Origin of the sequence: Hoyosella sp. YIM 151337, assembly GCF_026041215.1 — a bacterium.
Classification (GTDB): Bacteria; Actinomycetota; Actinomycetes; order Mycobacteriales; family Mycobacteriaceae; genus Hoyosella.
Genome location: NZ_JAPEIQ010000033.1, coordinates 13,257 through 39,273, shown reverse-complemented (window position 1 = coordinate 39,273; position 26,017 = coordinate 13,257). Strand labels below are relative to the sequence as shown.

The window sequence follows — 26,017 nt, the reverse complement described above, 5'->3', positions numbered from 1 at the left end:
GGGATTCCAGCCCGGTCTGGCTTAGACGGGTTGGAGCAGTAATTCCTCACGGTTTCCTGCTGGTTCCTGCTTCACAGACCGACTGATGTCGAGGTCTCCACAGGCTGTGACCGCCAGTCCGGCGGCCAGAATCTTTCGTGCGGCGTTCACATCAGCGTTCAACGCTGGCGCAGGGCAGTGGCGGCACCGGAATCGTGCTTGGCTCTCACGCGATGCCGGGTCCACCTCCCCACACGCTGAACACTTTTGCGACGTGTACGCCGCCGGGACCTTCACAATCGTCGACCCGGTGTAGCGGGCCTTGCTTTCCAGCGCCAGCAGCAGCTGGCCCCACCCTTTGGCGAGAATTGCCTTATTGAGCCCGGCCTTCTGCCGAACGTTCCGGCCGGGCTGTTCGACCGTGCCCTTCGCGGACCGGGTCATGTTGCGGGTCTTAAGGTCCTCCATCACCACGACCGAATTCTCGGTGGCGAGATAGTTCGCGGTTTGCGCGCAAAAGTCCCGGCGGCGATCCCGCTCACGCTGCATAAGCGCCCGCATAGACGTGATGGTTTTGCGCCGGCTGTTCGAGCCTCTGCGTTGCCGTGCCAGCTGCTGCTGCAACCGGCGATAGCGCTGCCGCTCACCTCTGGTGGTGCAGGCCCGGTCGATCACCACCCCGTCTGAGCATGCGACCGCCGCTACCACCCCGCGGTCAAGCCCCACCGCAGTGTTTGGCCGCACATGATGTTCGGGTGTGGTCTGGCCGTCGTTGATCAGGAACGAGATCATCCACCGGTTCCCGTCACGCGAGACAGTGGCCGACCGGATAGAACCGCCAAGCGGACGCGATAACCGGAACCGCACCCACCCCAGCTTCGGCAGCTTCACCCGCGCATGGCGGCCATTCAACTGCTCGACCTTCATTTTCGCGCCCTCGGGAAACCGGAACGACGGCACCCACCTACGCTGCGCACGCCAGTTCACCCGCCACGTCCCATGCGTGCGGCACGCCTTATCCAAATCCATCAACGTCTGCTGCAAAATGTGACCGGGCACTGCCTTCAGCCACAGATGCTCAGCCTTCGCCCCGGCCAGCTGCGCCGCCTGCTCGTGGTAGTTAATCCACGCACCACGGTGCCGGTACGCGCGGCGCTGCTCCAGGCCGGTGTTCCACACCGCAGCGCACCCACGCCCGAACTCCTCACACCGAGCGAGCTGCTCCGGGGTCAGGTCCAGGCGGCATTTGCGGCCAGTAAACACGACACAAGTCCTACCATCAGGGTCCGACAAGAGCGAGATGATGCACTCACCCCCACAGCTAAAACCGGAGGTCCGGCGCGCTACCAAGGTTTTGATCGCGGCGGCTCTCGACCGATTCAACAGACGCCACCCCTGGAGCCATAATGACCGTCACATCCGGTGGGTAGGTGCAAGAGTCGCAGAGATCCGCGCACGGGAGGTTCTCGATATCGGCTGCTGGACTGGAAACTTGCTGTCGCATCTCCGGTTTTGCGTTGAGCGCACTGTAGGGATGGAGCCGGACCGGCGATCCGGGCAGATCGCGAAGGCCCGCTTCAAATCGGACCCTTCGGTGACGATTCTTGATACTCGTTTCGCTGGACGGCAGTCCCATAAGTGGCCCGCAATCACGGCGGTTGCAGTCCTGCATCACATGCCGCTGGAGTGGGCATTGCGGGAATTGCGAGAGAGCCTCGCCCCGGGAGGGAGACTCATCATCGTCGGGTGCTACCAAGACTCGACACCGGTCGATGCCCTTGTCAGCGTCCTCTCCTCTCTGGCTAATCCGGTAATCGGCCTCATCAAGCATCCCCGGCCAGCGAAATCCGTCCCGGACCACATGAACGCGCACGCCGTTGAGCCGCGCGACACTTTGGCCACGATTCGAACTGTAGCCCGGCGTGAACTGCCCACGGCAACGATCCGGCGGTGCCTGTTCTGGCGGTACACACTCATCTACGACCATCCGGGGTGAGAAGCGATCGCTGACGGCTGATCTTGTCGGCACGAACCGTTCCGCGACAGTCGACATCCCCTGCAGGCACGGGGGCTACCCGCCGACTAACAGGCTGGTCTTCAGCACCCCCACCCTCAATGCTCCGCGCTTTCCCAGAGATTCAGCAGCTCAGCATTAATCGGCGCCCCTGCGAACTGGATCTCGTGCCCCGCGCCTGCGACGACCGCCCTTCTCGCCTTGATCTTGTCGGCTAGCTCATCACAAATCGCGTCGAATCCCCGACTGTGTCCACCCGATACCACGAGTCTGGGAAAGGGTGCATCGGCCAGTTCCGCAACGGGCGGCTCGCGGTCCCACGGGGGGCGGCAGTTACGAGCTAGCGGCACCATCCGTGCTGTCTCCGTGAGGACATGCGGGGGCAAGTCCTCAGGTTCAGTACCCACCGACTCCAGAAACCGCTCTAGCCACACGATGTCGCTGACATCGTCCTCCCAGATGCTGCGAACACGCTCCACAAGACGAGCGGCATCGTTGTCGGCGGTCATCGTGAACGCAGGAGGCTCAAGGAGGGCGAGTGACAGGATGGCTTCTTGCCGCTGCGCCGCCGCGAACATGGCACCGAGTCCACCATAAGAATGGGCCACCACATGTGCGCCGTCACCGAGCACATCCGCGATATCCTCAGCGTCACGCACAAAGTCCTCGCCAACGGCCGCCGGGCTGTTTCCATAGCCACGACGATCGAGGACCAGAAGGCGATACCCCTCGTCCGCGAGCGTTTGCTGCGCCTGCCATTCATCCCTCCCCGTCGCCAGCGAACCGTGGACCAGCACCACCGGTACACCCTCGCCCCATTCTTCGATGAAGAGGTCAGGCATCGTCTTCACCTCTCGACAGCAGACCCTTACCCCAAGGGTCCGCTGCATCTGCCGCGCAGTCAAAGATCGAAAACCGCACTTCGAAGCTGAAAAGCCCGATGGACTTACCGAGATACAGCGTGCTTACAGGGGAACTCGGTAGCAGTCACCGGACGTCACAACGTGTCTCCATAGATCCTCGATCGAATCGTCGGACCGCGCGGGTAGGTCGAAGGGCGCCGTAAATGGTCGATGGCCAATTCGGCCTTTCCGGCGTCGACGATCTCCACTTCGCCCCACGTGGTTCATTCGACAATCACCTTCGCGCGTACGGGTGCGTCCTTTTTTCGCGCCGTCGTCTGTATGAGGCAAGTGGGAACAATCACGCTCACTCCTCCGAAAGGAACACAGATGAAGGTTCGGTCCTCAATCAGCAAGACCATTACAGCCATCGCGCTGGCGGGCGCACTCGCTGGCCTCGGCGCTGGGGCGGCGCAAGCGGCGCCCATGGAACGTGACCACGCCAGGTACTGCGCCAAGGTGTGGAGCGACTACGACTACACGGCGAAAACGTTCGTCACGACTTACGACAAGTACGGGCCTAATGACGTCCTCACTCGGCAGGCCGCGAGCAACTATGAACGCGCGTACAACACACTCGTCAACTCGGGTTGCTAGCCGTCGGGGTCGGGGCGGCTCCACGCGATGAACATGTGGGGTATCGAGCTGCCGATCAGCACTGCTGCCGCGACCAGGGAGAACCTCGCAAAGGCGAGGTGGTGAGGGTCGGCGCCGGGGTCGAGCAGAACGAGCGAGGCACCGCCGAGATAGACCATCGGCACCCACATGAGAATCTGCGTCGCCGCCAGCCCGGCCGCCCCTGCGGTGTTGCGCTGAGAAAGCTCGTACTCGTGCAGCGTGACGCTGGGTCCGCCACCCGGGGGTCAACGGCGCGGGCCTGCCGCTCCCATCGGCGGTAGCGGGCGGACCTGGAGTCCGCGGTACCGGTCCGGAACTTGTCAAGGTGTTTGAGTCCAGCGGGTGTTCAGCGGCTTGCGTTTCGGTCCCCTGCTCGCCTGTCTTGGCAGGTTGATCGCGGCGGTGGCGGGCAGGTCGATGTTCTTGGGCCCCAGTTGCCGTGTTGCCGGCGAAGCTGTGCGGGGTAACAACAGCCTCGCGGGGCAAACGCTTCCGATCGTTCGCGCCCCGCAAAAGCCCCTGCCATTGGGACTAAACTGGCACGCGAAGGATGTGCCGGCGGCCCCACGCGTTCGGCAATCTGGTCGCGCTCCGGAGGCGATGATGCTGGTTGTTCAGCTCCTCGGCGAACAGCGCGTTACGGCTGACGGCAAGACGCTCGAGCTGGGTCGCTCTACACGCGCCCTCGGCATCCTCTCATACTTGATCTTGCATGCCGGGGCGCCGCAACTTCGGCGGCACATGGCAGGCGTGTTTTGGCCGAACTCCACGGAAGCGCAGGCTCGCACCAACTTGCGCCGCGAAATCCACCAGCTTCGAGCCGCCATTCCTGGCGCCGACGGTTGCCTCGAACTTGACGACAACACGGTCACATGGCGCGACGACGCTCCCTGTGTGGCGGATGTCCTGGACTTTCAGCACGCGATGTTGTCCGCAGAGGAGGCAGCCCGTCGCGGAAACGACAGCGCGTTCACAACGGCCGCGGAGCGAGCTGTGCGCACCTACCGCGGCGAGCTGCTGCCCGGCTTCTACGACAACTGGGTGCTTGAGCAGCGTGAGCGACTGCGCCGGTCCTGCGTGACGCTAGTTGATCAGCTCATCGTTTCAGCTGAAAAGCAGGATGACGTACCCACAGCGATGCATCATGCTCAGCGGCGAATCGAGCTCGAACCGCTGGAAGAATCTGGGTACCGCACCCTCATGCGGCTGCATGCACGTCTTGGAAATCGCGCTGCGGCTCTGCACACGTTCCACGTGTGTACTTCCTTGCTGGAGCGTGAACTTGGAGTTGAGCCCAGCGACGCGACGCTGCGAATGTATGAGGATCTACGACCGCACCAGGTGAAGCTGACTGACGCTGGCTCGGCGCTTCGGCAACCCGCACCTCTTGTGGGCAGAGGCGACGCACTGAAAGTCCTGCACTCACAATGGGGCCGTGCAGCTTCCGGACCGCGGATCGTTGTGGTCGCGGGTGAGGCGGGAGTCGGCAAAACCCGGGTAGCAGCGGAGTTCGCGGACACTCTCGAACGTGGCGGTGCAATTGTCGCAAAAGCGCGCTGCTTCGCGTCACGGGCGAGCCTGGCGCTGGCGCCCGTTGCCGAGTGGCTGCGCGCTCCGGCGCTTCGGCCTGCGATCAATGGGCTCGACCTGGTGTGGCGCAACGAGGTGGCGCGCCTTGCCCCCGAACTACTTCCGGACGAAGCAGGGTCGCATGCCCTCCCCGCTGCTTACCCTTGGCAGCGCGGCCATTTTCTCGAAGGTCTCGCTCGGGCGGTCCTCGCGTCTCACAGCCCTGTGCTGCTGGTCCTCGACGATGTGCACTGGTGCGACGCGCAGACGCTGGATTGGCTGGAGCTACTGCTGCACCTTGACCCACAGGCGCCACTGCTGGTGGTCGCGACGTTGCGCAGTGAGGAACTCGACCACAACGTCGCAGCAGCGATGTGCTGCAGGCGTCTTCGTGCAGCTGGTTTGCTGCACGACCTCGAACTGGCTCCGCTCACTGCCGAGGAGGTCCGCGAGCTCGCAGTTGCGCTCGGTGCAGGCGCACAGGATGAACGCTTGGGGCACCGCTTGCACAGCCAAACGGGCGGATTCCCGTTGTTCGTGGTCGAGTCGTTGCGTGGCGGCTCAACTGGCTGGTCGCGAATTGACGCGATCCTCGCCGGGAGGCTTGCACAACTCACGCCGCCGGCGGACGAACTTGTGGGGCTCGCCGCCGCGGTGGGCCGGAACTTCTCACTCGAACTCCTTGGTGCAGCGGCGGGTGTTGACGACAACGTCGTTGTCGCTGCCGTCGACCAAATGTGGCGACGACGCCTCTTACGGGAGCACTCGTCCAACACGTACGACTTCTCGCATGACCTGCTGCGGGACGCCGCCTACAGCCAGCTCACCGCCCCGCACAAGCGCCTCATTCACCGGCGGATCGCTGCTGCGATGGAAAGGCTCTATCGCAATGACCTCGATCGCACGGCGGCTTGGATCGCTGATCAGTACGAACGCGGCGGCCAAGCGGGGCGTGCTGTCGACTACCACGCTCGCGCCGCGCGCGCCGCAAGCGCGGTTTTCGCACACGACGATGCCGTGGCCCACTACGAGCGTGCACTGGCTCTGCTAGTGGACATTCCACCTGGAGCTGCTCGCGATCGCCTCGAGCTGGACCTTCGCGATGGCATGTTGCCATCCTTGATTGCGCTGAAAGGATATGCAGCGCGCCAGCTTGGCGGTTCGCTCGCGCGGATGGTTGAGATATCCAGGGGCCTCGGCGATGACGGCGCTATGGTTCGCAGTCAATCGGCCCTGGGCGCGTACTTGTTTGTACGTGGCAACATTTATCAATGCGCTGCCCTCACGAGTGAAGTCGCCGAGCGCGTCGCCGGGCATCCCGAGCACATGGGTCAGGTGTCGCTGGCGAGGACGTGGGCACTCACCAGTCTCGGTGAGATCCCGCGTGCGCTTGAGCATTTCGAGCACATCGAGGAGCAGGCCGACGTCACCGAACTGAGTCCGCTCGGCTTTCCCGTTCGCGTCATGGGCACTGCGTTCAAAGCGCATGCGCTGTGGCTGGCTGGATACGCCGCCCGTGCGAAATCGAGCGCGATGGTTGCTCTCGATTTAGCCGAGGCATTCGATCACCCCTTCAGCCGCACTATTGCGCACGCATATGCTGCCATCACGAGTCAGCTGCTGGGTGACGTCGCCGGTGCCGTCCGGGGCGCTGCGGCAGTGCGGCAGCTGTGCGCTCGCTACGACTTCGCCTACTACGGGGAGTGGGGGCGGATTCTCGAGGGGCGCGCGGCTGGAGGCGCAGCAGGCGAATCCCTCATCCGGGAGGGCCTCGACCGGCTCAACTCGGCTCGCGCGGGAACACGCATGCCTTTCTGGCTGACGCTGTTGAGCGAGGTACTCGTTGCAAGCGGGCGGGCTCAAGAAGCGTCGCGAGTGCTCACCGAAGCGTACGAGCTAGCAGTGGAGCACGGGGACCTTTGGTGGCTTGCCGAGGTGTGCCGACTGACTGCCGCTACCCGCGATCACGATGCCGCCATGCGCCTGCTTGAACGTGCATGCGCCATTGCCCGCAAACAGGGGGCTGTCTCGCTCGAACTGCGCGCGGCCACAGACCTCGCTGTTCGGTGGATCGGCACGAGCCGACAGGACAACGCTCGCGGAATGCTAAGGACCGTCCGCGCCCGCGGCTGCGGGCTGCAATCGCGAGGACCTGACTGCTGCGGATGCTGTCCTCACCACGCTGGGCTGACCGACATGCCTGCCACGATATCTGCGCGGTCATCCCGAACGCTCACCGAACGCCTGGCGCCGCAGGCTCACAGTGCGGCCCTAGCAGAGAAGGAGCGGACACATGCAGACGGGAACAGTGCTGCCAGCCCATGCCCTCAAAGCGCTGGGTTCGGCGCTGCGAGGTGCGTTGATCACGCCAGGTACTTCGAGTTATGACGTCGCACGCGCGGTTCACAACGGAGGAATAGACCGATACCCCGGCGCCATCGCGAAATGTGTGGACATTGCTGACGTCGTGACGTGTGTCCGCGTTGCCCACGAGCACGATGTTCGCACCGCTATCCGATGCGGCGGCCACAGCGGGGCTGGCCTCGGTACCTGCGACGGCGGCCTCGTCATCGATCTGAGTCTGATGCGGGGCGTGCGAGTCGACCCTTCGGCCGGCACGGCCCAGGTCGAAGGTGGCTGCACGTGGGGCGCGGTGGACCACGCCACCCACGAATTCGGACTCGCGGTTCCTTCGGGAATCGTCTCGACCACCGGGGTTGGCGGACTGGCGCTCGGCGGCGGAAGCGGTCACCTGAGTCGTGCATACGGCCTCACCATCGACAATCTCGAAGCTGCGGACGTGGTGCTCGCGGACGGCACGTTCGTCACCGCGGACGCGGAAACCCACCCGGACCTCTTCTGGGCATTGCGCGGCGGCTGCGGAAACTTCGGAGTCGTCACGTCGTTCCGCTTCCGTTGCCATCCCGTCCGCAATGTGATCGCGGGCCCCGTCTTCTACGATGTATCTCGGACAGGCGAAGTCCTGCGCTGGTACCGCGAGTTCTTGCCGTACGCCCCGCGTGAACTGAACGGGTTCTTCCTCGTGGGGGCAGTGCCGCCAGCAGAGCAGTTCCCCGCCCAGTTGCACGGTCACCGGGTCTGCGGTGCGCTGTGGATCTACACCGGTGAAACCAGTCGCGCGGAGGACATACTCGCACCGGTGCGACAGCTCGGCGCACCACTTCTTGACGGTATCGGGGAACTGCCTTTCCCAGCGCTGCAATCGGCCTTCGATGGCCTGTACCCTCCTGGCCTGCAATGGTATTGGCGGGGCGACTTCTTCACACAGATCACCGACGATGCGATTGCCGCGCACGAACAGTACGCGGAAGTTCCCACACTGCACTCCACGATGCACCTCTACCCGGTTGATGGCGCCGTCCACGACGTCGCCGCGGACGACACCGCTTTCGCTTACCGGCATGCAAACTGGAATGGCGTGATCGCCGGAGTTGATCCCGCACCTGCGAATGCCGACCTTATCCGTGAGTGGGCAATTCGCTACTGGGAAGCGCTGCATCCCACATCGGCAGGTGGCGCGTATGTGAACTTCATGATGGACGAAGGGCACGACCGGGTGCGCGCCACATACGGTGCTCATTTCGCACGTTTGGCCGATGTGAAGGCGATGTACGACCCCGACAACTTCTTTCACATCAACCCGAACATTCCGCCCGCGCGTTGATCGCGGCTGACAAGCCGCCGAACGCTGCGCGAACGACCTCGGCTGAACACTGTCATTACTGTCGGCGGGCCACATGTTGTGTGGCAATCACGCGACTGAACCCCCTGACAGCCACAACCATTCACAAGACGAGGAGTCGTACCATGCCGTTCTCACACCGCATTCACCCGGGCAGCAGCATCCTTCGGCCATTGGCCGCAGTCGCGGCGCTGCCCTTGATAGGCGCAACACTCGTGGCGTGCGGAACGGCCGCGAACGACGCGGCTGCCGCCCCGCAGGAGAACGATCACGAGGCGCACAACGCTGGCGACCCGATCTCGATGGAGTTGCTCACTCCGCGCGCGGCGTTCACCGATGAGGTGGCCGCGCAGATTCGCCTGGGCTTCGAGGGCTTAGACACGGTCGAGGCCGACTTGGCAGATGCCTCCCACATCGCGGTCGCGGAAATCACTATTCAGCCGGGCGCTGTGTTCCCTTGGCACACCCACCCCGGCCCCGTTTTCATCACTATCGCTGAGGGAGACTTCGTCTATCGGCTGGCCGAGGACTGTGTCGACCGTACGTACACGTCAGGCCAGGCGCTTGTAGACATTGGCGGCGAGAATGTGCATTCTGCCTATAACCCGAGCAGTGATTCGGAGACCGTCGTGATCGCCACGTTCCTCGGCGCACCCGAAGAAGGTCCCCTGACTGTGCCGGTCGATGGCCCTGACCCGGCCGACTGCCCACTGCCAGCACCGTGAGCAAGGCACTCCCCTGAGCTACGAACTTTGCCCGGACTGGTCGGCCTGAACCGCCCCGCGGTCGGTACCTTCATCGGCGGCCTGATCGGGTTCGGGGTGCTCCGGCTCGAACGTTTCAGGGAGTTTGCGCAGGTGCTTGTTCATTGAGCGAATGAGCAGGAAGAGCGCGATCATGAGCGCGAGGACGATCACGGCCGCCACTGGTGAGGCTTTACCGAACTCCGGTCCTGTCGGGACCACCGCGTCTTGCGCGAGGACCAAGTCCGTCGCGCTGAGGGTGAGGAGACCGGAAAGCTGCGTGGTCACGGTCGCTCGTTCTCCTTAGCAGTGTGCTCGCCATCGAGCGCGAGCCCGGCAAACAGGTCTGTTTCCGGGATGGCCGTCTTTACCCGCGTGGCTGCGAGTTCGAATTCTTCGGTTGGCCAGAGGCGTTGCTGCATCTCTAGCGGCGCGAGGAAGAAAGGACCGTTCGGGTCGACTTGAGTGGCGTGCGCGCGCAGTGCCTCGTCCCGGACGGGGAAGAACTCACCGCAGGTGATCTGCGTCGTCACGCGTCCCATAATGTCACCCTGGCGGGGCTTCCAGTGTTGCAGCCATTCTGCGAATGGGCTCAGCTCTCCGCGTGATTCGAAGTCCTCATTGAAGAGGAGGATGCGGTCGCGCAGGAAGCCGTGCACGTAATAGATCTTCTGTGGGGCCCACGGCGTGCCAGCGTCGGGGAACTGCGCGGGATCGCCTGCCGCTTCCCATGCCTCCATCGAGACCTTGTGGCACATGATGTGATCGGGGTGGGGATATCCGCCGTTTTCGTCGTACGTGATCATGACGTGCGGCCGGAACTCGCGCACTACCTTGACGAGCGCCTCGGTGGCGACATCTAGCGGGACCAGAGCAAATGCGTCGTCCGGCAGCGGCGGCAACGGGTCCCCTTCAGGCAAGCCTGAGTCGACAAATCCGAGCCAGCGGTGCTGCACGCCGAGGATCTCGGCGGCGCGGGCCATCTCTTCCTTGCGAACATCCGTGATGCGTTCGTGCACACCTGGCGTATCCATGGCTGGGTTGAGAATGTCTCCCCGCTCACCCCCAGTGAGCGAAACGACCATCACGTCGTGGCCCTCTTTGGCGTAGCGGGCCATGGTTGCCGCACCCTTGCTCGACTCGTCATCGGGGTGAGCATGAACCGCCATGAGCCGAAATCCGCCCACGTTCTCTCCTTTACCCTTCCCCGTCACTACGAGCTCCGGCCGTCGCCACGCACCGGCGCGCACGGCATCACACACCGCCCTGCCGTTCTACCACGTTACGGCAGTTGATCGACACCGCAGACGGCGCCCTCCGCGCAATTGCGGCGATACTCACGTCTTGTGCGTCGCAGCGAGCGGCAACGCTATCGTGACTACAGACTATGCGGTGACCGCACGCGTCGCGCGGCCCGCTACACGACACACCCAGAACGGATGTCATGACAACCTCGCGACACATGCCGTCAGGCCGCTACCCATCCGCCCGCACGGGCCGGCGGGTACCGCGATGGGCTGTTGTAGCGCTTGGTGCGGTGTTCGTCACAGTGCTGGGTGTGGTGGTGTATCTGGGGTATCGGCCGCTGACAACGTCACCGATCACGGCGGAGCGGCTGGCTTACGACATTCTCGACGAGTCGACGCTCGAGATCCGATTCAAGGTCTTGCGGGACGACCCGTCCGAGGAGGTCGTCTGCGTTGTGCGCGCGCGTTCGCGCGACGGGTCCGAGACTGGCCGCCGGGAAATCTACGTGCCGCCTTCTGCTAGCGCTGCGGTGGAAGTGACAACAACGATCAAGACGTCGCAGCCGCCGGGGATGGGAGACGTCTACGGTTGCAGCGCTGATGTTCCCGACTACCTGACGCGCACTGAACCTTCTTAGGCCCACTGCTTGCAGGCGTTAACCGGGCGTTAGCGGGCTATTACCGCGCTCGCTACCGCCGCGACGTGTATCCTGGCTCATACACGGCTCCACATGGGGCCGTGTACGCGCATATGTGGGCACATTAGCTCATACGGCATGGCGGGCAGAGAGATGTCTGTTCCGCCCGGCTCAGGCTGTTCGTTCAGGCATCAGCCGCAGTTTAAGGAGTGACCGACCAATGACCGACACCAAGGTGACCTGGCTGACCCAGGAGTCTTACGACAGGCTCGATCGCGAACTCCAGACGCTCATCGCCAACAGGCCTAAGATCGCAGCGGAGATCAACGCGCGGCGCGAAGAAGGCGACCTCCGGGAAAACGGTGGTTACCACGCAGCGCGTGAAGAGCAGGGGCAGCAGGAGGCGCGCATCCGCCAGCTGCAGGAGCTTCTGAACAACGCGAAGGTCGGCGAGGCGCCCAAGGAGTCAGGTGTCGCACTTCCCGGCTCCGTCGTCAAGGTGTACTACGACGGGGACGAATCCGATAGCGAGACATTCCTGCTCGCGACTCGCGAAGAGAGCACATCGAGCGAGGACCTCGAAACGTACTCCCCCAGTTCCCCACTTGGCTCTGCACTTCTCGACGCCAAGGTAGGCGATACGCGCGAGTACAAGCTTCCCAACGGCGGCAAGATGACCGTCACGCTCGTGAGCGCAGAGCCCTACAACGGGTGACACACCGAGTCCTGCTTCGGACGGCCCCAGCCGAATTAGGCCGGGGCCGTTCGCGTATCAGCAGTTAGTCATCGCTGTCTGCGATGAGGCCCTGCAGTTCCTGCCACGCCTTGAGTAGCACGTCCGATTCGCGGTCGATAATGGCAGCGGGATCGCGCAGCCGATCGTCGTCTCCATACTCGTCGCGCAGCGCGATATTGACGCGTGTTTCGGCCAGTGTCATTCCGACGCGGCCGAGGACCTGATGCAGCTGCTCATACGAGCGTTTGCCACCGCCACCGCCGTAGCTGATAAGCAGTGCGGGTTTGTTCTTCCACTCCTTGTACAGGTAGTCGACCGCGTTTTTGACGGACGACGGATAGCCCCAGTTGTATTCGGGCGTCAGAATCACCACGCCAGCGGCCTGCTCGACCCGCGCCGACCAGCGTTTGGTGTGGTCGTGCTGGTATTCGCCCAGCGCCGGCATCTTCGGTTCATCGAGCAGCGGGAGGGCAAGTTCACGCAGATCGACCACGTCGATCTGCGTATCGCCCGCCTCAGTGAAAAGTCTGATGATTTCCGCGCCTAGCTGGTCACCAACACGAACGGGCCGAACACTGCCGATTACGAAGAGTACGTCGCCTGTCATACTCCCCGACCCTAGTCGCCGGTTAAGCGAGCGCCTGGTCGAGGTCAGCAATCAGGTCCTCGGCGTCTTCGATGCCGACGGAGAGCCGCACCAGGTCGTCCGGAACCTCCAGCAATGAACCCGCGGTCGACGCGTGCGTCATCGCGCCGGGATGCTCAATAAGCGATTCGACGCCACCGAGAGACTCGGCCAGCGTGAAGACCTTGGTACGCGAGCAAAGGTCCATCGCCGCGGCGCGGCCACCGCGCAGGCGGATCGACACCATACCGCCGTACCGCCGCATTTGTTTCTCGGCGACCTCGTGCCCCGCGTGGCCCGGCAGGCCCGGGTACAGGATCGACGTCACGGCGGAGTGGCCCTGCAGGAAGTCGACGATCTTTTCAGCGTTGTCGCTGTGGCGATCCATGCGCACTGCGAGCGTCTTGATGCCGCGCATCGTGAGGAAGACATCGAACGGACCAGGCACCGCGCCCGCACCGTTCTGGAGAAACGCGACCGCCAAATCGAGTTCCTGATCGTCAGTCACGAGCGCGCCGCCGACCACATCGGAGTGGCCACCGAGGTATTTCGTTGTCGAATGGAGTACGACGTCTGCCCCCAGCGTGAGCGGCTGCTGGAGATACGGCGACGCGAAAGTGTTGTCGACGACAAGCTTGGTGTTGTGCTCGTGCGCGACCTGCGCGATCGCCGCTATGTCACCCACGTTGAGCAGCGGGTTGGTGGGGGTCTCGATCCACACGAGCTTCGTTTCGGGCCGGATCGCCGCACGCACCGCATCGAGATCCGTGATCGGCACCGGAGTGTAGCTGATACCCCACAGCGTGAACACTTTGTCGATCAAGCGGAAGGTGCCGCCGTACGCGTCATTTGGGATGACGAGGTGATCACCCGGACGCAATGTGGCGCGCAGGAGTGCGTCGGTGGCGGACATACCCGAGGCGAATGCCCGGCCGTAAGTGCCCGCCTCGATCGCGGCGATATTGTCTTCGAGTGCCTTCCGCGTCGGGTTACCGGTGCGCGCGTACTCGAAACCGCCGCGCAGCCCGCCGACGCCGTCTTGTGCGAACGTCGAACTCGCGTAGATGGGGACGTTCACAACCCCGGTCTGCGGGTCAGGATCGAACCCCGCATGGATCGCAACCGTCGAAAAACCTGCTGTCTGCCCTTGCTCGGCGCCACCTCGCTGCACACTCATGTCCTACAGGGTAATGGGCAGCCACCGGCTGATACACCCTCGCCGATGCCGCGCCGGGCCACAGTGGGCACGGTGCGGCATTTGCCGCGTTTTCATGCCGTTTCCGCCACATCCAACGCAAAGAATGAATCTGCGTTCGCATCTTGACTCAAGTTGTGAACTAGGGTTCACTCCTTGTATGGCTTACCGGCAGACAGACGCCGTCAAAGCGCGGCTGGCGCAGACACGGCAGGACATCATTGCCGCCGCGAGCACTCTCGTTCACGACGCTGGCTACGCGGGATGCACCATGACTGCCGTCGCTGACCGCGCTGGTGTGGCCACCGGCACGCTGTATCGCTTTTTCCCCAGCAAAGGTGAACTGTTCGCTGAAGTATTCCGGATGGCCTGCGCGAAAGAAGTCGCAGCCGCAACGTACGCCGCAGCCCAGCACACCGAGTCACAGAATTACGAAGTCGCGATCCTGACTGCGGCCGAGACCTTCTGCACCCGCGCCCTTCGTGCGCCCCGCATGGCTTACGCACTGCTCGCGGAACCGGTTGATCCACTCGTCGAGGCCGAACGCCTCAGCTTCCGCTCGTCCTATTCCGACCTGTTCGCTACGGTCGTCCGCGCCGGTGTCGCGATCGGTCAGCTTCCCCCGCAAAATCCACGGCTGACCGGAGCAGCGATCGTCGGCGCGATCGGTGAAGCCCTCGTCTACCCGCTCGGCCACAGCTCCCCCGCACCCGACGTGATACCGGACGTACTCGCGTTTATCCGCCGTGCGCTTGGCGTCACCCACCCCTGAACACTCCGCATTGGAGGACACCACCGATGGCAACCCACACCGTTTTCAACCAGGTCCCCCCGCTTGATGGCTACAATCCCGCCGATTATCCGGTTATTGCTGACGCGCTGGTGCAGGCCGGAGCAACCGATGCCTTTCCTGAAGTGCATGAAGTGGGCGCGATGGCAGGCAGCGCAGAGGTCATCGAACTCGGCGACCTGGCCGAGGCACATCCCCCCGTACTCACGACGCATGACCGCTACGGAAATCGGATCGACGAAGTCGCTTACGATCCCAGTTATCACGAACTGATGCGTCATGCAACGAGCTTTGGCCTCCACGGCACTCCGTGGGAAGATCAGCGGCCGCACGCGCACCTGGTTCGCGCCGTCAAAATGCATCTGTGGGGTCAGGCGGATCCAGGACACCTCTGCCCGATCTCGATGACGTACGCCGTGGTGCCCGCGTTGCGGGCCAATCCAGAACTCGCGAAACAGTTCGAACCCGGCCTCGCCGCGCGAGAGTACGACTTCGGCCTGCGTGCACCGCACACCAAGAGAGCGCTCATCGCGGGCATGTCGATGACCGAGAAGCAGGGCGGCTCCGACGTCCGGGCCAACACGACACGCGCGGTGCAGCAGCCCGACGGTACGTACTCGATAACGGGCCACAAATGGTTCACGTCAGCCCCGATGTCCGACCTTTTCCTCACGCTGGCTAACACTGATGCGGGCGTCACCTGTTTTCTGGTCCCCCGGGTTCTGCCGGATGGCACGCGCAACCCGTTCTTCCTCCAGCGCCTGAAAGACAAGCTGGGCAACCGGTCGAATGCGTCCAGCGAAGTGGAATACGACAACACGGTGGGTTACCTCGTCGGAGAAGAGGGCCGTGGTGTGCCGACCATCATCGAGATGGTCAATATGACCCGCCTTGACTGCACCTTGGCTACCGGCACGCTGATGCGCGTTGGTGTTCAGCAGGCCGCCCACCACGCCGCGCACCGCAAAGCGTTCGGCGCGTACCTCACGGACCAGCCGCTGATGCAGAACGTGCTGGCGGATCTCGCGATCGAGGCAGAGGGCGCCACCCTCGTCGGCCTGTGGCTAGCGTCGCTCGTCGACCGGGGCGATGACCAGGCGCAGGCACTGCGGCGGGTGGGACTCGCCGTCAGTAAGTATTACGTGTGCAAACGCGGTCCCATGCACGCGGCGGAAGCACTCGAATGCCTCGGCGGCAATGGTTACGTCGAGAATTCCCGGATGCCGCGCCTATATCGGGAGGCGCCGCTGCTCTCGATCTGGGAAGGATCCGGCAATGTGGCCGCACTCGACTTGCTGCGTGCGCTCGCGAAACAACCTGCGGCACTCGGGGTTTTCTTCGACGAGATCGAGCAGTCAGCGGCGCACGACCGGACACTCGCAGGGAGCCTCACCAGCCTGAAAGACCAGTTCACCGATTTCGACTCGCTGCAGTACCGCGCGCGCTACGTCGTCGGCCAGATGGCCCAGTTGCTGCAGGCGTCCCTGCTGGTCCGGTACGGCAATCCCGCTGTGGCGGAAGCCTATGTGCGCAGCCGGATCGGCGCGGAGCACGGTGACGTGTTCGGCACGCTCCCGGTAGGTGTCGATACCGGCACCATTATCGATCGCGCGACCCCCAAGGTGGCTTCGTGAGTATCACTGTCGAAGCCCGCGGGGCCGTCACGGTCATCACCATCGATCGCGCCGAGGTGCGCAATGCCATCGATCACCACCACGCGCGGGCGCTGACAGACGCGTTCGAGCAGTTCGACCGGGATGAGAGCGCCTCGGTTGCCGTGCTCTACGGTGCGGGCGGAAACTTCTGTGCCGGTGCAGATCTCAAAGCAGTCGCCCGCGGCGACGTGCAGGTCGCGCAGCCGCACGAGCAGGGGGCCGCAGGCATGGGGCCCACCAGGTTGTTGCTGAGCAAACCCGTCATCGCGGCGGTGGAAGGTTACGCCGTCGCGGGTGGCCTGGAGCTAGCGGTATGGGCTGATCTGCGCGTCGCTGACCCGTCCGCGGTGTTCGGAGTGTTCTGCCGACGGTGGGGTGTGCCCCTGATAGACGGCGGGACGATTCGCTTGCCCCGCTTGATCGGACACTCACACGCGCTCGACATGATCCTCACGGGACGGCCCGTGGACGCCGAAGAAGCCCGGCACATGGGACTCGTGAATCGCATCAGTGAACCCGGGGGCGCACGCGACGCCGCGATCAGCCTCGCCGAACACCTTTCGTCGTTCCCGCAGACATGCATGCGTCAGGACCGGCTGTCGAGCTACGAGCAGCACGACATGAACCTGCAGCAGGCTCTGGTGAACGAGTGGCAGCGCGGGATGATCTCACTCGCAGCGGACACCTTCGCAGGAGCAAGCCGCTTCGCCGGCGGGGCCGGCCGCCACGGTGAGTTCGCTGACAGCAAGGATGGCGCGCGTGAGCAGTGACGACACCACCGGCCACGTGTTCGGCACCAGAGCAGCAGGATGGCGTGAACCGAACAACGACCTCTACGAAGGTCAGCCAGAGCCCGCCGATACCGCGACGTACCCTACCCTCACCTACGAGCGCGACGAGCGGATCGCCAGGATTACCTTTAACCGGCCCGAACGCGGCAACGCGATCACTCCGGACACTCCGCTGGACCTTGCGCATGCCGTCGAACGAGCGGACCTCGATCCTCGCGTGCACGTGATGGTCGTGTCAGGCCGCGGCAAAGGCTTCTGTGGGGGCTACGACCTCGGTGTGTTCGCTGAGTCGGGTTTCCACGATGAATCCGGGCGGCCGGACACTGCCGGCACCGTTCTCGATCCCGTCGTACAGGCGCGCAACCATACTCCAGGCACCGTGTGGGACCCGATGGTGGACTACGCGATGATGAGCCGCTTCAACCGTGGCTTCTCGAGCCTCCTGCACGCGAACAAGCCGGTCGTGGCGAAGCTGCATGGCTTCTGTGTGGCGGGCGGCACCGACATCGCACTCTATGCCGACCAGATCGTGTGCGCTGACGACACAAAGATCGGCTACCCGCCGACGCGCGTGTGGGGCATTCCCGCCGCAGGCATGTGGGCCCATCGTCTCGGTGACCAGCGCGCCAAGCGACTCCTTCTCACCGGCGATTGCCTCACCGGCAAGCAAGCCGAGGAATGGGGCCTTGCGGTGGAGTCGTGTCCCGCAGACGAACTCGACGACCGCACCGACCAGCTGCTGCAGCGAATCGCGATGATGCCGATCAATCAGCTCATCATGGCGAAGCTCGCGCTCAACAGCGCGCTGATCGCGCAGGGAGCCGCCAATTCCACGATGGTGAGCACCGTGTTCGACGGTATTTCCCGCCACACCCGCGAGGGGTACGAGTTCCAGATGCGCTCGATGACGGAGGGCTTCCGGCAGGCGGTGCGGGAACGCGACGAACGGTTCGGAGACTGGAAGCGCTAACGGTCACCGAGTAGCCGGGCCGCGAGCGCGGAGTCCGTGACGAGCGAATTGATCAGGCCAGAGGCGAGCGCGGCGCGGACCGCATCGGTCTTCCGCGCTCCGCCCGCGATGCCCACAACCTCGGGAATCCGCCGCAGCCCGGCCTGGTCGATGGAAATGCACTGCTGTTGCACGTCGTCGATGACCACGCCGGAACTGTCGATCAGGATCGCGCCAATATCGGCTACCACGCCTTTGCGTTCGAGCGCGCGGCGGCGGTCCGGCGTGATTCCGAGATTGTCATAGAACTGTGAGTCCGGCGGCGCCCAGCTGCCTATCGCGACGAAGGCCAACGTGACTCGCGCGAACTGACGCAGCGTCTGTGCCACATCGTGCTGACGCCGAATCGCTTCCGCAGCAGCAACGTCCGATGCGATCAGCGGGGCGTACAGCATCCAGGCACGCGCGTGCGCGACGCTGCTGACCCGTCTGATCACTTCGACACCGGTTGCTTGCACCGGTCCCGCAACCCCCGCAAGCTGGACAACCTCGCCGGTCTCGAATGTGTCGAGCGCTTGCCCGAGCTGGTTCAGGGTGCGCCCCGCGGTCATGCCGATGATGTCGTCCGGGCTGGCGATCTCTTGCAGCAGTTCCGCGCCGACGCGACCGAGTTGCTCCTGCACAGCGTCGGACAGTTCAGCTGGGGTGCGGACGACCACAGCTCGTTTCAGAGCGAACTTGCGCTGCAGTGCCGCGGACCTCTCATCATCGATGGGGCCAGGAACGGAAATCTCGAATCTGACGATCCCCGACTTGATGGCGTCGTCAAGCAGACGCCCCACTTTGAAGCGGCTGAGGCCTAGTTCGTCAGCAATCTCGATTCGCGTCTTCCCCACCACAAAGTGCTCGCGGGCAATGTGCGCGAGCCGGACTTGTTCGTCCGGCCCCATCCCTGGTGGCATCCCTGCTCCTCACCATGACGATCAGATGCCTATCGTAGCTGTGCTCATATGAGCACAGCTATTGCACATCTGTTACCACCCGTCCACACTGGGAGCGCAACCTAGCCACCGCGAAAGGCCCTTCAATGACGTCCTCCGCCGACATCCCGGCGCTGACTCACCGCTCCGTCCCCACCGATTGGACCGCCCTCGACGCCCGCGCCGTCGACACCGCTCGCGTGCTCGCCGCGGACGCAGTGCAGAACGCAGGCAACGGTCACCCCGGCACCGCCATGTCGCTCGCACCCCTTGCGTACGCGCTGTTTCAGCGCGTGCTGCGCCACGATCCGACAGAGCCGCAGTGGAGTGGGCGTGATCGGTTCGTGCTGTCCTGCGGCCACTCCTCGCTCACCCTGTACATCCAGCTGTATCTCGCCGGTTTCGGGCTCGAGCTCGACGATCTGAAAGCGCTGCGCACCTGGGGATCCCGCACTCCAGGCCACCCCGAGTTTCACCACACGCCCGGTGTGGAAATCACCACCGGGCCACTCGGGCAGGGCCTCGCATCAGCTGTCGGAATGGCCATGGCCGCCCGGCGCGAGCGCGGCTTGTTCGACCCCGCTGCGCCGCATGGAGAATCACCCTTTGACCACTTCATTTACGTCATCGCGTCAGACGGGGACATCGAAGAAGGTGTGACCGCGGAAGCATCCTCACTCGCGGGGCGGCAGCAGCTCGGCAACCTCATCGTCTTCCACGACGACAACCAGATTTCCATCGAGGACGACACGAACATCGCGTTCAACGAGGACGTAGCAGCGCGCTACGAAGCGTACGGCTGGCACGTCCAGAAGGTCACCGGAGGTGAAAACGTCACCGGCATCCTCGACGCCATCACCGCCGCACAAGCGCAAACGTCGCGCCCGTCGTTCATCCAGCTGCGCACCATCATCGGTTACCCGGCACCGACACTGATGAACACCGGCAAGGCGCATGGCGCCGCACTTGGCGCCGGGGAGGTAGCCGCTGTCAAAGAGGTTCTCGGATTTGATCCCGGGCAAAGCTTCCAGGTCGACACCGACGTCATCACCCACACTCGGGAAGCCGTCGGGCGCGGCATGAAAGCGAAAGCCGTGTGGCAGCACCAGTTCGACGCGTGGGCTGCGGCGAATCCAGAACAGAAGGCGCTGTTCGATCGTCTGCAGGCGCGTGAACTGCCCGCCGGCTGGGCGGATCAACTGCCCGTGTGGGAACCGGACGCGAAAGGGATAGCTACCCGGGCGGCCTCAGGAAAGGTCCTCAACGCGGTGGGCCCGGTGCTGCCGGAACTGTGGGGCGGCTCCGCGGACCTCGCTGAATCGAACAACACGACGATCGCGGGCGCTGATTCGTTCGGACCCGCCGACGCAGCCACCCGCCATTGGCGCGCCCAGCCGTACGGCCGCACACTGCATTTCGGTGTGCGTGAACACGCCATGGGCGCGATACTCAGCGGCATCGCCCTGCATGGACCGACCAGGCCGTATGGTGGCACGTTCCTCACATTCTCTGATTACATGCGCGGCGCGGTACGACTCGCCGCGGTCATGAAGGCTCCGGTTACGTACGTGTGGACGCACGATTCGATCGGTCTCGGGGAAGACGGCCCCACGCATCAGCCCGTCGAACACCTCGCCGCGCTGCGGGCCATCCCGGATCTCTCCGTAGTGCGGCCGGCCGACGCGAACGAGACCGCGTTCGCCTGGCAGGCAATTCTTGAGCGCCAGCAGGATTGGCACTCCGGTCCGGTGGGGTTGTGCCTGACTCGACAGGCGGTGCCGATTCTCGAAGGCACCCATTACGAAGGCATTCGCCGTGGCGGATACGTCCTCGCTGACACCGACGGCAAGCCTGACGTCATTCTGATCGCCACCGGCAGCGAGGTTCAGATTGCGCTCGCCGCCCGGGAAGCACTGTGGCAAGACGGGATCGGCGCGCGTGTTGTGTCGATGCCATGCGTCGAGTGGTTCGAGGAGCAAAGCGCGGACTACATCGAGTCTGTACTGCCCTCCCACGTCGACGCTCGCGTCTCAGTTGAAGCTGGTATCGCCCAGCCCTGGTGGCGGTTCATCGGTCGCCGCGGCCGCGCCATCTCCCTCGAGCACTACGGCGCCTCCGCTGACTTCACCACCCTCTACCGCGAGTTCGGCATCACTGCCGGCGCGGCCGTGGCCGCCGCCAAAGACGCTCTCGCAACCGTACAAGCACACTGAAAAGGAATCCCCGACTCATGACCTCAGTCCTGCCCGCGTCTGACACCCTCTCGCAGCTCTCCGCACATGGCGTCTCGCTGTGGCTTGATGATCTCTCGCGCGATCTCATCCGCTCAGGCAGACTTGCCGACCTCATCGCGAGCCGGAACATCGTTGGTGTTACGACGAACCCCACAATCTTTCAGGGCGCACTCGCAGACGGCGCCGCCTACCGTGACCAGCTCGCAGCGCTCGCCGCGTCCGGTGCCAGTGCTGACGACGCCGTCCGCGACATCACCACCGACGACGTCCGGGCTGCCGCCGACATCCTCGCGCCGATCTACGAATCGACCAAGGGCGAGGATGGCCGGATCTCCCTAGAAGTCGACCCCCGGCTCGCCCACGACACGGACGCGACGATCGCGCAAGCGCACGAACTCGCCCGACTCGTTGACCGCCCCAATGTGATGATCAAGATCCCTGCCACACTGGCGGGTCTGCCCGCAATCACCGCGGTCATTGGGGCGGGAATCAGCGTGAACGTCACGCTGATTTTCTCGCCCGAGCGCTACGCCCAAGTCATCGATGCTTACCTCGCGGGACTCGAACTGGCGCAGGCGCGGGGAATTGACGTATCCACCATCCGTTCGGTGGCGTCGTTTTTCATTTCACGCGTCGACACCGAAGTCGATCAGCGGCTGGAGCGTATCGGCACCGATGACGCCGCGGCACTGCTGGGCCGTGCGGCCATCGCGAACGCACGGCTCGCCTACCGGCTGTACGAGGGAACCTTCGCGGGTGAACGCTGGGCTGCGCTGGCCGCGGCGGGCGCACACAAGCAGCGGCCGCTGTGGGCGTCGACTGGCGTCAAGAACCCCGCCTACGATCCCACCCGCTATGTGACCGAACTTGTCGCACCGGGCACGGTGAACACTGCGCCGCTGGCCACGATCGACGTAGTTCAGCAGCAAGGCGTCGTTACCGGAGACACCGTCACGCCGAATTGTGACAGCGCCGCTGCGGATATCGAAGCGATCACCGCTGCCGGCGTCGATTTTGCAGAGGTGTTCACGCTGCTCGAGGAGCAGGCTGTCGAGAAGTTCGAGCAGTCTTGGTCAGCCCTGCTCGCTGAGGTGCAGCGGAACCTCACGGCATAGCGGATGCGACCTCTACTGGCACACCGCTGAACGCAGCGTTGCCGCTGACGTCGAGAAGTTCCGGATCGGTGAGATCGTTGATCGACACCCCCGGCAGCTTCTCGGCGTTGTTCAAGTGAGAAACACCTTTGCTGGCGTGCCCGTATCCGTGTGGCAGCGACACCACGCCCGGCATCATGTCACCGGTGGCGAGCGCTTCGACCGTCACAGTCCCCACCCTGGATGTGACGGTCACCGGCTCCCCATCGGTGAGCCCGCGCGCCGCCATATCGTCCGGGTTCATCAGCAGCTGGTGGCGTGGTTTTCCTTTCGTCAGCCGCTCCGTGTTGTGCATCCACGAGTTGTTGTCGCGCTGATGCCGGCGGCCGATGAGAACAAGTGCGTCTGCGCTGGGAAGCGGAACAGCATCGAGCCGGTGCACGTCGTCAAGGACGACGCGCGGCGCCAGATGCACCCGCTTGTCTTTTGTCTGCAGACGGCCCGGCAACGTCGGCCGCAGCGGTCCCAAATCGAGCCCCTGCGGTGCCGCCTTCAGCTTCTTCAGCGTCAGCTTGCGCTTATCCGTCCGCAACAAGGCAGCGACGGTGAGCGTGGGTGAAAGCCGCAATCGTGCCTGCGCCATGAGCCGCTTCTTCAGCGGTGGCTGACGCTTCCGCCGAGCCATGACGCCTGTTGCGAGATCGCGAAAAATCTCCCAATCATGGCGAGCACCTTCGGGTTTCGGAAACAGCGCGGGAGTGAATCGCGCCGTATTGCGGACGGCGAGGATATGGAAGACCAGGTCGTAATGGTCCCGCTCCAGTGCCGCGGTCGGCGGCAAGATGAGATCCGCATGCTGAGTGGTTTCGTTGATGTAGTAGTCGACTGCCACCATGAAGTCGAGCCCGCCGAGCGCCGCACCAAGTCGCTTTCCATCCGGTGTGGAAAGCACCGGATTTCCCGCGATGGTGACGAGCGCCCGGACCTGTCCCTGACCCGGCGTCACGATTTCGTCTGCGAGCGTCGCGACCGGAAGCTCCCCATTGGCTTCAGGGAGGCCGCGCACCCGGCTGCGCCACTTGCCGAAATGACCGCGCGAGAGTATTCCGCGCCCCACCAGATCGATCGCGGGTTCTGTCAGCATCGCGCCGCCCGGCCGGTCGAGGTTTCCGGTGAGTGCGTTGAGGCACTGCACCGCCCACGCGCACACCGTGCCAAAAGCCTGGGTCGACACACCGATGCGTCCGTATGCGGCGGCGGCGCCCGAGGCGGCGTATTCCCGCGCGATCCGCCGTACGACCTCAGCTGACACACCGGAGTGAGCTTCTGCCCGTTCGGGAGTAAAGGCGGCGACAGCATCGCGGACCGTGCCGGCCCCCTCGATGTACGCCGCTGGTGCCGTGAGGTCCTCGGCAAAAAGGACGTTCAGCATCGCGAGCAGCACGTAAGCATCCGTGCCTGGACGAACGAAGTGGTGCTCCGTGGCTGCCTTCGCCGTTTCGGTGCGCCGCGGATCGAAGACGATGAGCTTGCCGCCGCGAGCCTTGAGCTCCCGAAGGCGTTTCGGGAAGTCCGGCACCGTCATGAGGCTGCCGTTCGACGCCATTGGGTTCGCCCCGAACACCATCAGATACTCGGTTCGGTCGATGTCGGGCACGGGGATTAGCAGCTGGTGGCCGTAGATGAGGTGACTGACGAGCTGGTGCGGCAACTGGTCAACCGAAGTGGCGCTGTAGGTGTTTTTGCTGCGGAGCGTACTCGCGAGTTGCGTGCCGTGCGTCATCGAGCCGAGACTGTGCACGTTCGGGTTACCGAGATATACCGCGACGGCGTCGTTACCGTGCTCGTCCTGGATCGCCGCAATCTTGCTCACTGCAAGCTCAAGCGCCTCATTCCAGCTGATGGGCTCCCACGCGCCTTCCGCGGTACGGCGAACGGGTGCGCGGAGCCGGTCCGCATCGTTGTGAATGTCTTGCAGCGCGACAGCCTTGGGGCAGATGTGCCCGCGTGACAGCGGATCCTGCGGGTTCCCGCGAACAGCCGTGATCGCGCCCTCATCGAGAGTGAACTCCAGGCCGCAGATCGCCTCGCACAGGTTGCACACGCCGAGCCGTTTCTGCATGCATCCAGTCTCTCATTGCGAGCCGCCGGGCGTCTGCGATTGTCGCGGGTCCGCTCTCTACAGGATCGCGCCCGGGTTGAGAATCCCCTGCGGATCGAGCGCGTTCTTGATGCGCCTCGTCAGGTCCATCACATCGTCGCCGAGCTGGTCTGGAAGCCACGCCTTCTTCAGGCGGCCAACTCCGTGTTCGCCGGTGATGGTGCCGCCCAGGGACACCGCGAGTTCCATGATCTCACCGAACGCGCGGTGTGCCCGGGCCGTCATGTCCGCATCAGCCGGGTCGTGCACGATCAGCGGGTGCGTATTGCCATCGCCGGCATGCGCGATGACGGCGACGAGCACGTCACGCTCCGCCGCGATGTTCGCGATGCCGCTCAGCAGCTGCGGCAGCGCGGGAATCGGTACGCCGACGTCCTCGAGCAGCAACGGACCTTTCCGCTCGACCGCTGGAATCGCAAACCGCCGTGCCGCCGTGAACGCCTCACCCTCGTCCTTGTCGTCGGTGGCGAAAACCTCCGTGGCGTTGTGCTGGGCGAATATGTCCGCCATGAACTCCGACTCACGCGTGCGATCCGCACCTGGCGAGTCTGACTGTGCGATCAGCATCGCTTGCGCTTCTCGATCGAGTCCCATCTTCAGTGCGTCTTCGACCGCGTTGATCGACGCGCGATCCATAAACTCGAGCATCGCGGGGCGCATCACCCGCGTGATCGCGAGGACCGCGGCCGTCGCATCATCCAGCGCCGGAAACGACGCTACGACAGTGCTCGCGGGCGGCTGCGGCGGGACGAGGCGCAGCGTGATTTCGGTAATCACGCCGAGCGTTCCTTCGCTGCCCACGAACAGCTTCGTCAGGGAGAGGCCAGCAACGTCTTTCAGCCGGGGGCCGCCCAGTCGTACTGCGGTTCCATCGGCGAGCACGACCTGCAGACCCAGCACATAATCCGTGGTGACGCCGTATTTGACGCAACAGAGGCCACCAGCGTTCGTTGCCGCGTTGCCACCGATTGAGCAAATCTCGAACGACGACGGATCCGGCGGGTACCACAAGCCGTGTTCCGCGACGGCGCGTTTCACCTCGGCGTTGAGCAGACCCGGCTGCACCACCGCGGTCCGCGTTACCGGGTCCACCGTGATGCTGCGCATCTGCTCCGTCGTCAGGACGACACCGCCCTCGACAGCAGTTGAACCACCGGACAAACCGGAGCCCGCGCCGCGCGGCACCACAGCGATCCCGTGTTTGGACGCCCACCGCATGACCTCCTGGACGTCCTCGGTGCTTGTCGCCCGAATCACCGCAAGTGGCACACCAGCGTCCGGGTCCTTCGCCCAATCGCGCCGGTACGGTTCGGTGACGTCCGGGTCCGTGAGCACCGGAGCGTGCGGGATAGCTGCCTGCAGATCAGCGAGCAGTACGTGTGGCGCCGCCATGC

Annotated in this window: 23 protein-coding genes; 13 read left to right on the top strand and 10 right to left on the bottom strand. The window is 64.1% G+C overall.

Features of this window, described 5'->3' with window-relative positions:
• Positions 1–21: 21 nt before the first annotated feature.
• Positions 22–1,242 (bottom strand): transposase, encoded by a 1,221-nt coding sequence (locus ONR57_RS17210; RefSeq protein WP_265124755.1) that lies wholly within the window; start codon positions 1,240–1,242, stop codon positions 22–24.
• A gap of 37 nt (positions 1,243–1,279) precedes the next feature.
• Between ONR57_RS17210 and ONR57_RS17205 the strand changes: the two genes are divergently transcribed.
• Entirely contained in the window at positions 1,280–1,975 is a 696-nt protein-coding gene (locus tag ONR57_RS17205; RefSeq protein ID WP_308198705.1) for a class I SAM-dependent methyltransferase, read from the top strand.
• Positions 1,976–2,091: 116 nt separating this feature from the next.
• Here the strand turns inward: ONR57_RS17205 and ONR57_RS17200 are convergent, their stop codons facing one another.
• Positions 2,092–2,835, bottom strand: coding sequence for an alpha/beta fold hydrolase (locus ONR57_RS17200; protein ID WP_265124754.1), 744 nt, complete (start codon positions 2,833–2,835; stop codon positions 2,092–2,094).
• A gap of 390 nt (positions 2,836–3,225) precedes the next feature.
• Between ONR57_RS17200 and ONR57_RS17195 the strand changes: the two genes are divergently transcribed.
• Entirely contained in the window at positions 3,226–3,492 is a 267-nt protein-coding gene (locus tag ONR57_RS17195; protein ID WP_265124753.1) for a hypothetical protein, read from the top strand.
• On the opposite strand, the gene ONR57_RS17190 is transcribed toward ONR57_RS17195, so the two are convergent.
• Positions 3,489–3,656, bottom strand: coding sequence for a hypothetical protein (locus ONR57_RS17190; protein ID WP_265124752.1), 168 nt, complete (start codon positions 3,654–3,656; stop codon positions 3,489–3,491). The two genes, ONR57_RS17195 and ONR57_RS17190, sit on opposite strands and share 4 nt — an antisense overlap.
• Before the next feature lie 457 nt (positions 3,657–4,113).
• Here ONR57_RS17190 and ONR57_RS17185 point away from each other — a divergent pair, with 457 nt between their 5' ends.
• From ONR57_RS17185 to ONR57_RS17175, 3 genes are all read left to right on the top strand, one after another.
• Complete coding sequence (locus ONR57_RS17185; protein WP_265124751.1) at positions 4,114–7,470, top strand: AAA family ATPase; 3,357 nt, start codon at positions 4,114–4,116, stop codon at positions 7,468–7,470.
• Positions 7,376–8,767, top strand: a complete 1,392-nt coding sequence (locus ONR57_RS17180; protein WP_265124750.1) for an FAD-binding oxidoreductase — start codon at positions 7,376–7,378, stop codon at positions 8,765–8,767. Before ONR57_RS17185 ends, ONR57_RS17180 begins: the two co-directional genes overlap by 95 nt.
• A 143-nt stretch (positions 8,768–8,910) precedes the next feature.
• Positions 8,911–9,510 (top strand): hypothetical protein, encoded by a 600-nt coding sequence (locus tag ONR57_RS17175; RefSeq protein WP_265124749.1) that lies wholly within the window; start codon positions 8,911–8,913, stop codon positions 9,508–9,510.
• A gap of 18 nt (positions 9,511–9,528) precedes the next feature.
• Here the strand turns inward: ONR57_RS17175 and ONR57_RS17170 are convergent, their stop codons facing one another.
• Together ONR57_RS17170 and mca are read right to left on the bottom strand one after the other, a co-directional pair.
• A complete protein-coding gene (locus ONR57_RS17170; protein ID WP_265124748.1) occupies positions 9,529–9,816 on the bottom strand; it encodes a hypothetical protein in 288 nt (95 codons plus the stop codon).
• The gene (gene mca / locus ONR57_RS17165) at positions 9,813–10,715 is read right to left on the bottom strand and encodes a mycothiol conjugate amidase Mca (RefSeq protein ID WP_265124747.1); all 903 of its coding nucleotides are present in this window, start codon (positions 10,713–10,715) and stop codon (positions 9,813–9,815) included. The genes ONR57_RS17170 and mca overlap by 4 nt, the downstream gene beginning before the upstream one ends.
• Before the next feature lie 257 nt (positions 10,716–10,972).
• Here mca and ONR57_RS17160 point away from each other — a divergent pair, with 257 nt between their 5' ends.
• Together ONR57_RS17160 and greA are read left to right on the top strand one after the other, a co-directional pair.
• On the top strand, positions 10,973–11,413 hold the full coding sequence (locus ONR57_RS17160) for a DUF4307 domain-containing protein (protein ID WP_265124746.1): 441 nt from the start codon (positions 10,973–10,975) through the stop codon (positions 11,411–11,413).
• Between the two features lie 220 nt (positions 11,414–11,633).
• Positions 11,634–12,128 (top strand): transcription elongation factor GreA, encoded by a 495-nt coding sequence (gene greA, locus ONR57_RS17155; RefSeq protein ID WP_265124745.1) that lies wholly within the window; start codon positions 11,634–11,636, stop codon positions 12,126–12,128.
• 64 nt (positions 12,129–12,192) lie between these two features.
• Here the strand turns inward: greA and ONR57_RS17150 are convergent, their stop codons facing one another.
• Both ONR57_RS17150 and ONR57_RS17145 read right to left on the bottom strand, forming a co-directional pair.
• Complete coding sequence (locus tag ONR57_RS17150; RefSeq protein WP_265124744.1) at positions 12,193–12,756, bottom strand: NADPH-dependent FMN reductase; 564 nt, start codon at positions 12,754–12,756, stop codon at positions 12,193–12,195.
• A 22-nt stretch (positions 12,757–12,778) separates the two neighbouring features.
• Positions 12,779–13,951: a cystathionine gamma-synthase gene (locus tag ONR57_RS17145; protein WP_265124743.1), complete on the bottom strand. Its 1,173-nt coding sequence runs from the start codon at positions 13,949–13,951 to the stop codon at positions 12,779–12,781.
• Between the two features lie 178 nt (positions 13,952–14,129).
• On the opposite strand from ONR57_RS17145, the gene ONR57_RS17140 reads away from it, so the two are divergent.
• From ONR57_RS17140 to ONR57_RS17125, 4 genes are read left to right on the top strand one after another with little or no spacing between them, the layout of a single operon-like run.
• The gene (locus ONR57_RS17140) at positions 14,130–14,741 is read left to right on the top strand and encodes a TetR/AcrR family transcriptional regulator (protein ID WP_265124742.1); all 612 of its coding nucleotides are present in this window, start codon (positions 14,130–14,132) and stop codon (positions 14,739–14,741) included.
• A 26-nt stretch (positions 14,742–14,767) separates the two neighbouring features.
• The gene (locus ONR57_RS17135) at positions 14,768–16,393 is read left to right on the top strand and encodes an acyl-CoA dehydrogenase family protein (RefSeq protein WP_265124741.1); all 1,626 of its coding nucleotides are present in this window, start codon (positions 14,768–14,770) and stop codon (positions 16,391–16,393) included.
• Positions 16,390–17,184: a crotonase/enoyl-CoA hydratase family protein gene (locus tag ONR57_RS17130; RefSeq protein WP_265124740.1), complete on the top strand. Its 795-nt coding sequence runs from the start codon at positions 16,390–16,392 to the stop codon at positions 17,182–17,184. The genes ONR57_RS17135 and ONR57_RS17130 overlap by 4 nt, the downstream gene beginning before the upstream one ends.
• Positions 17,174–18,175 carry a crotonase/enoyl-CoA hydratase family protein gene (locus ONR57_RS17125; RefSeq protein WP_374116475.1) on the top strand — a complete coding sequence of 334 codons (1,002 nt, stop codon included), beginning with the start codon at positions 17,174–17,176 and terminating at the stop codon, positions 18,173–18,175. The genes ONR57_RS17130 and ONR57_RS17125 overlap by 11 nt, the downstream gene beginning before the upstream one ends.
• On the opposite strand, the gene ONR57_RS17120 is transcribed toward ONR57_RS17125, so the two are convergent.
• Positions 18,172–19,116 (bottom strand): sugar-binding transcriptional regulator, encoded by a 945-nt coding sequence (locus ONR57_RS17120; protein ID WP_265124739.1) that lies wholly within the window; start codon positions 19,114–19,116, stop codon positions 18,172–18,174. The two genes, ONR57_RS17125 and ONR57_RS17120, sit on opposite strands and share 4 nt — an antisense overlap.
• A 125-nt stretch (positions 19,117–19,241) precedes the next feature.
• Here ONR57_RS17120 and tkt point away from each other — a divergent pair, with 125 nt between their 5' ends.
• On the top strand, positions 19,242–21,347 hold the full coding sequence (tkt, locus tag ONR57_RS17115) for a transketolase (protein WP_265124738.1): 2,106 nt from the start codon (positions 19,242–19,244) through the stop codon (positions 21,345–21,347).
• A 17-nt stretch (positions 21,348–21,364) separates the two neighbouring features.
• Positions 21,365–22,483: a transaldolase gene (tal, locus tag ONR57_RS17110; protein WP_265124737.1), complete on the top strand. Its 1,119-nt coding sequence runs from the start codon at positions 21,365–21,367 to the stop codon at positions 22,481–22,483.
• Here the strand turns inward: tal and ONR57_RS17105 are convergent.
• Positions 22,473–24,584: a molybdopterin-dependent oxidoreductase gene (locus ONR57_RS17105; protein WP_265124736.1), complete on the bottom strand. Its 2,112-nt coding sequence runs from the start codon at positions 24,582–24,584 to the stop codon at positions 22,473–22,475. The genes tal and ONR57_RS17105 overlap by 11 nt on opposite strands.
• A 57-nt stretch (positions 24,585–24,641) precedes the next feature.
• Positions 24,642–26,015, bottom strand: a complete 1,374-nt coding sequence (locus ONR57_RS17100; protein ID WP_265124735.1) for an FAD-binding oxidoreductase — start codon at positions 26,013–26,015, stop codon at positions 24,642–24,644.
• Positions 26,016–26,017: the final 2 nt, after the last annotated feature.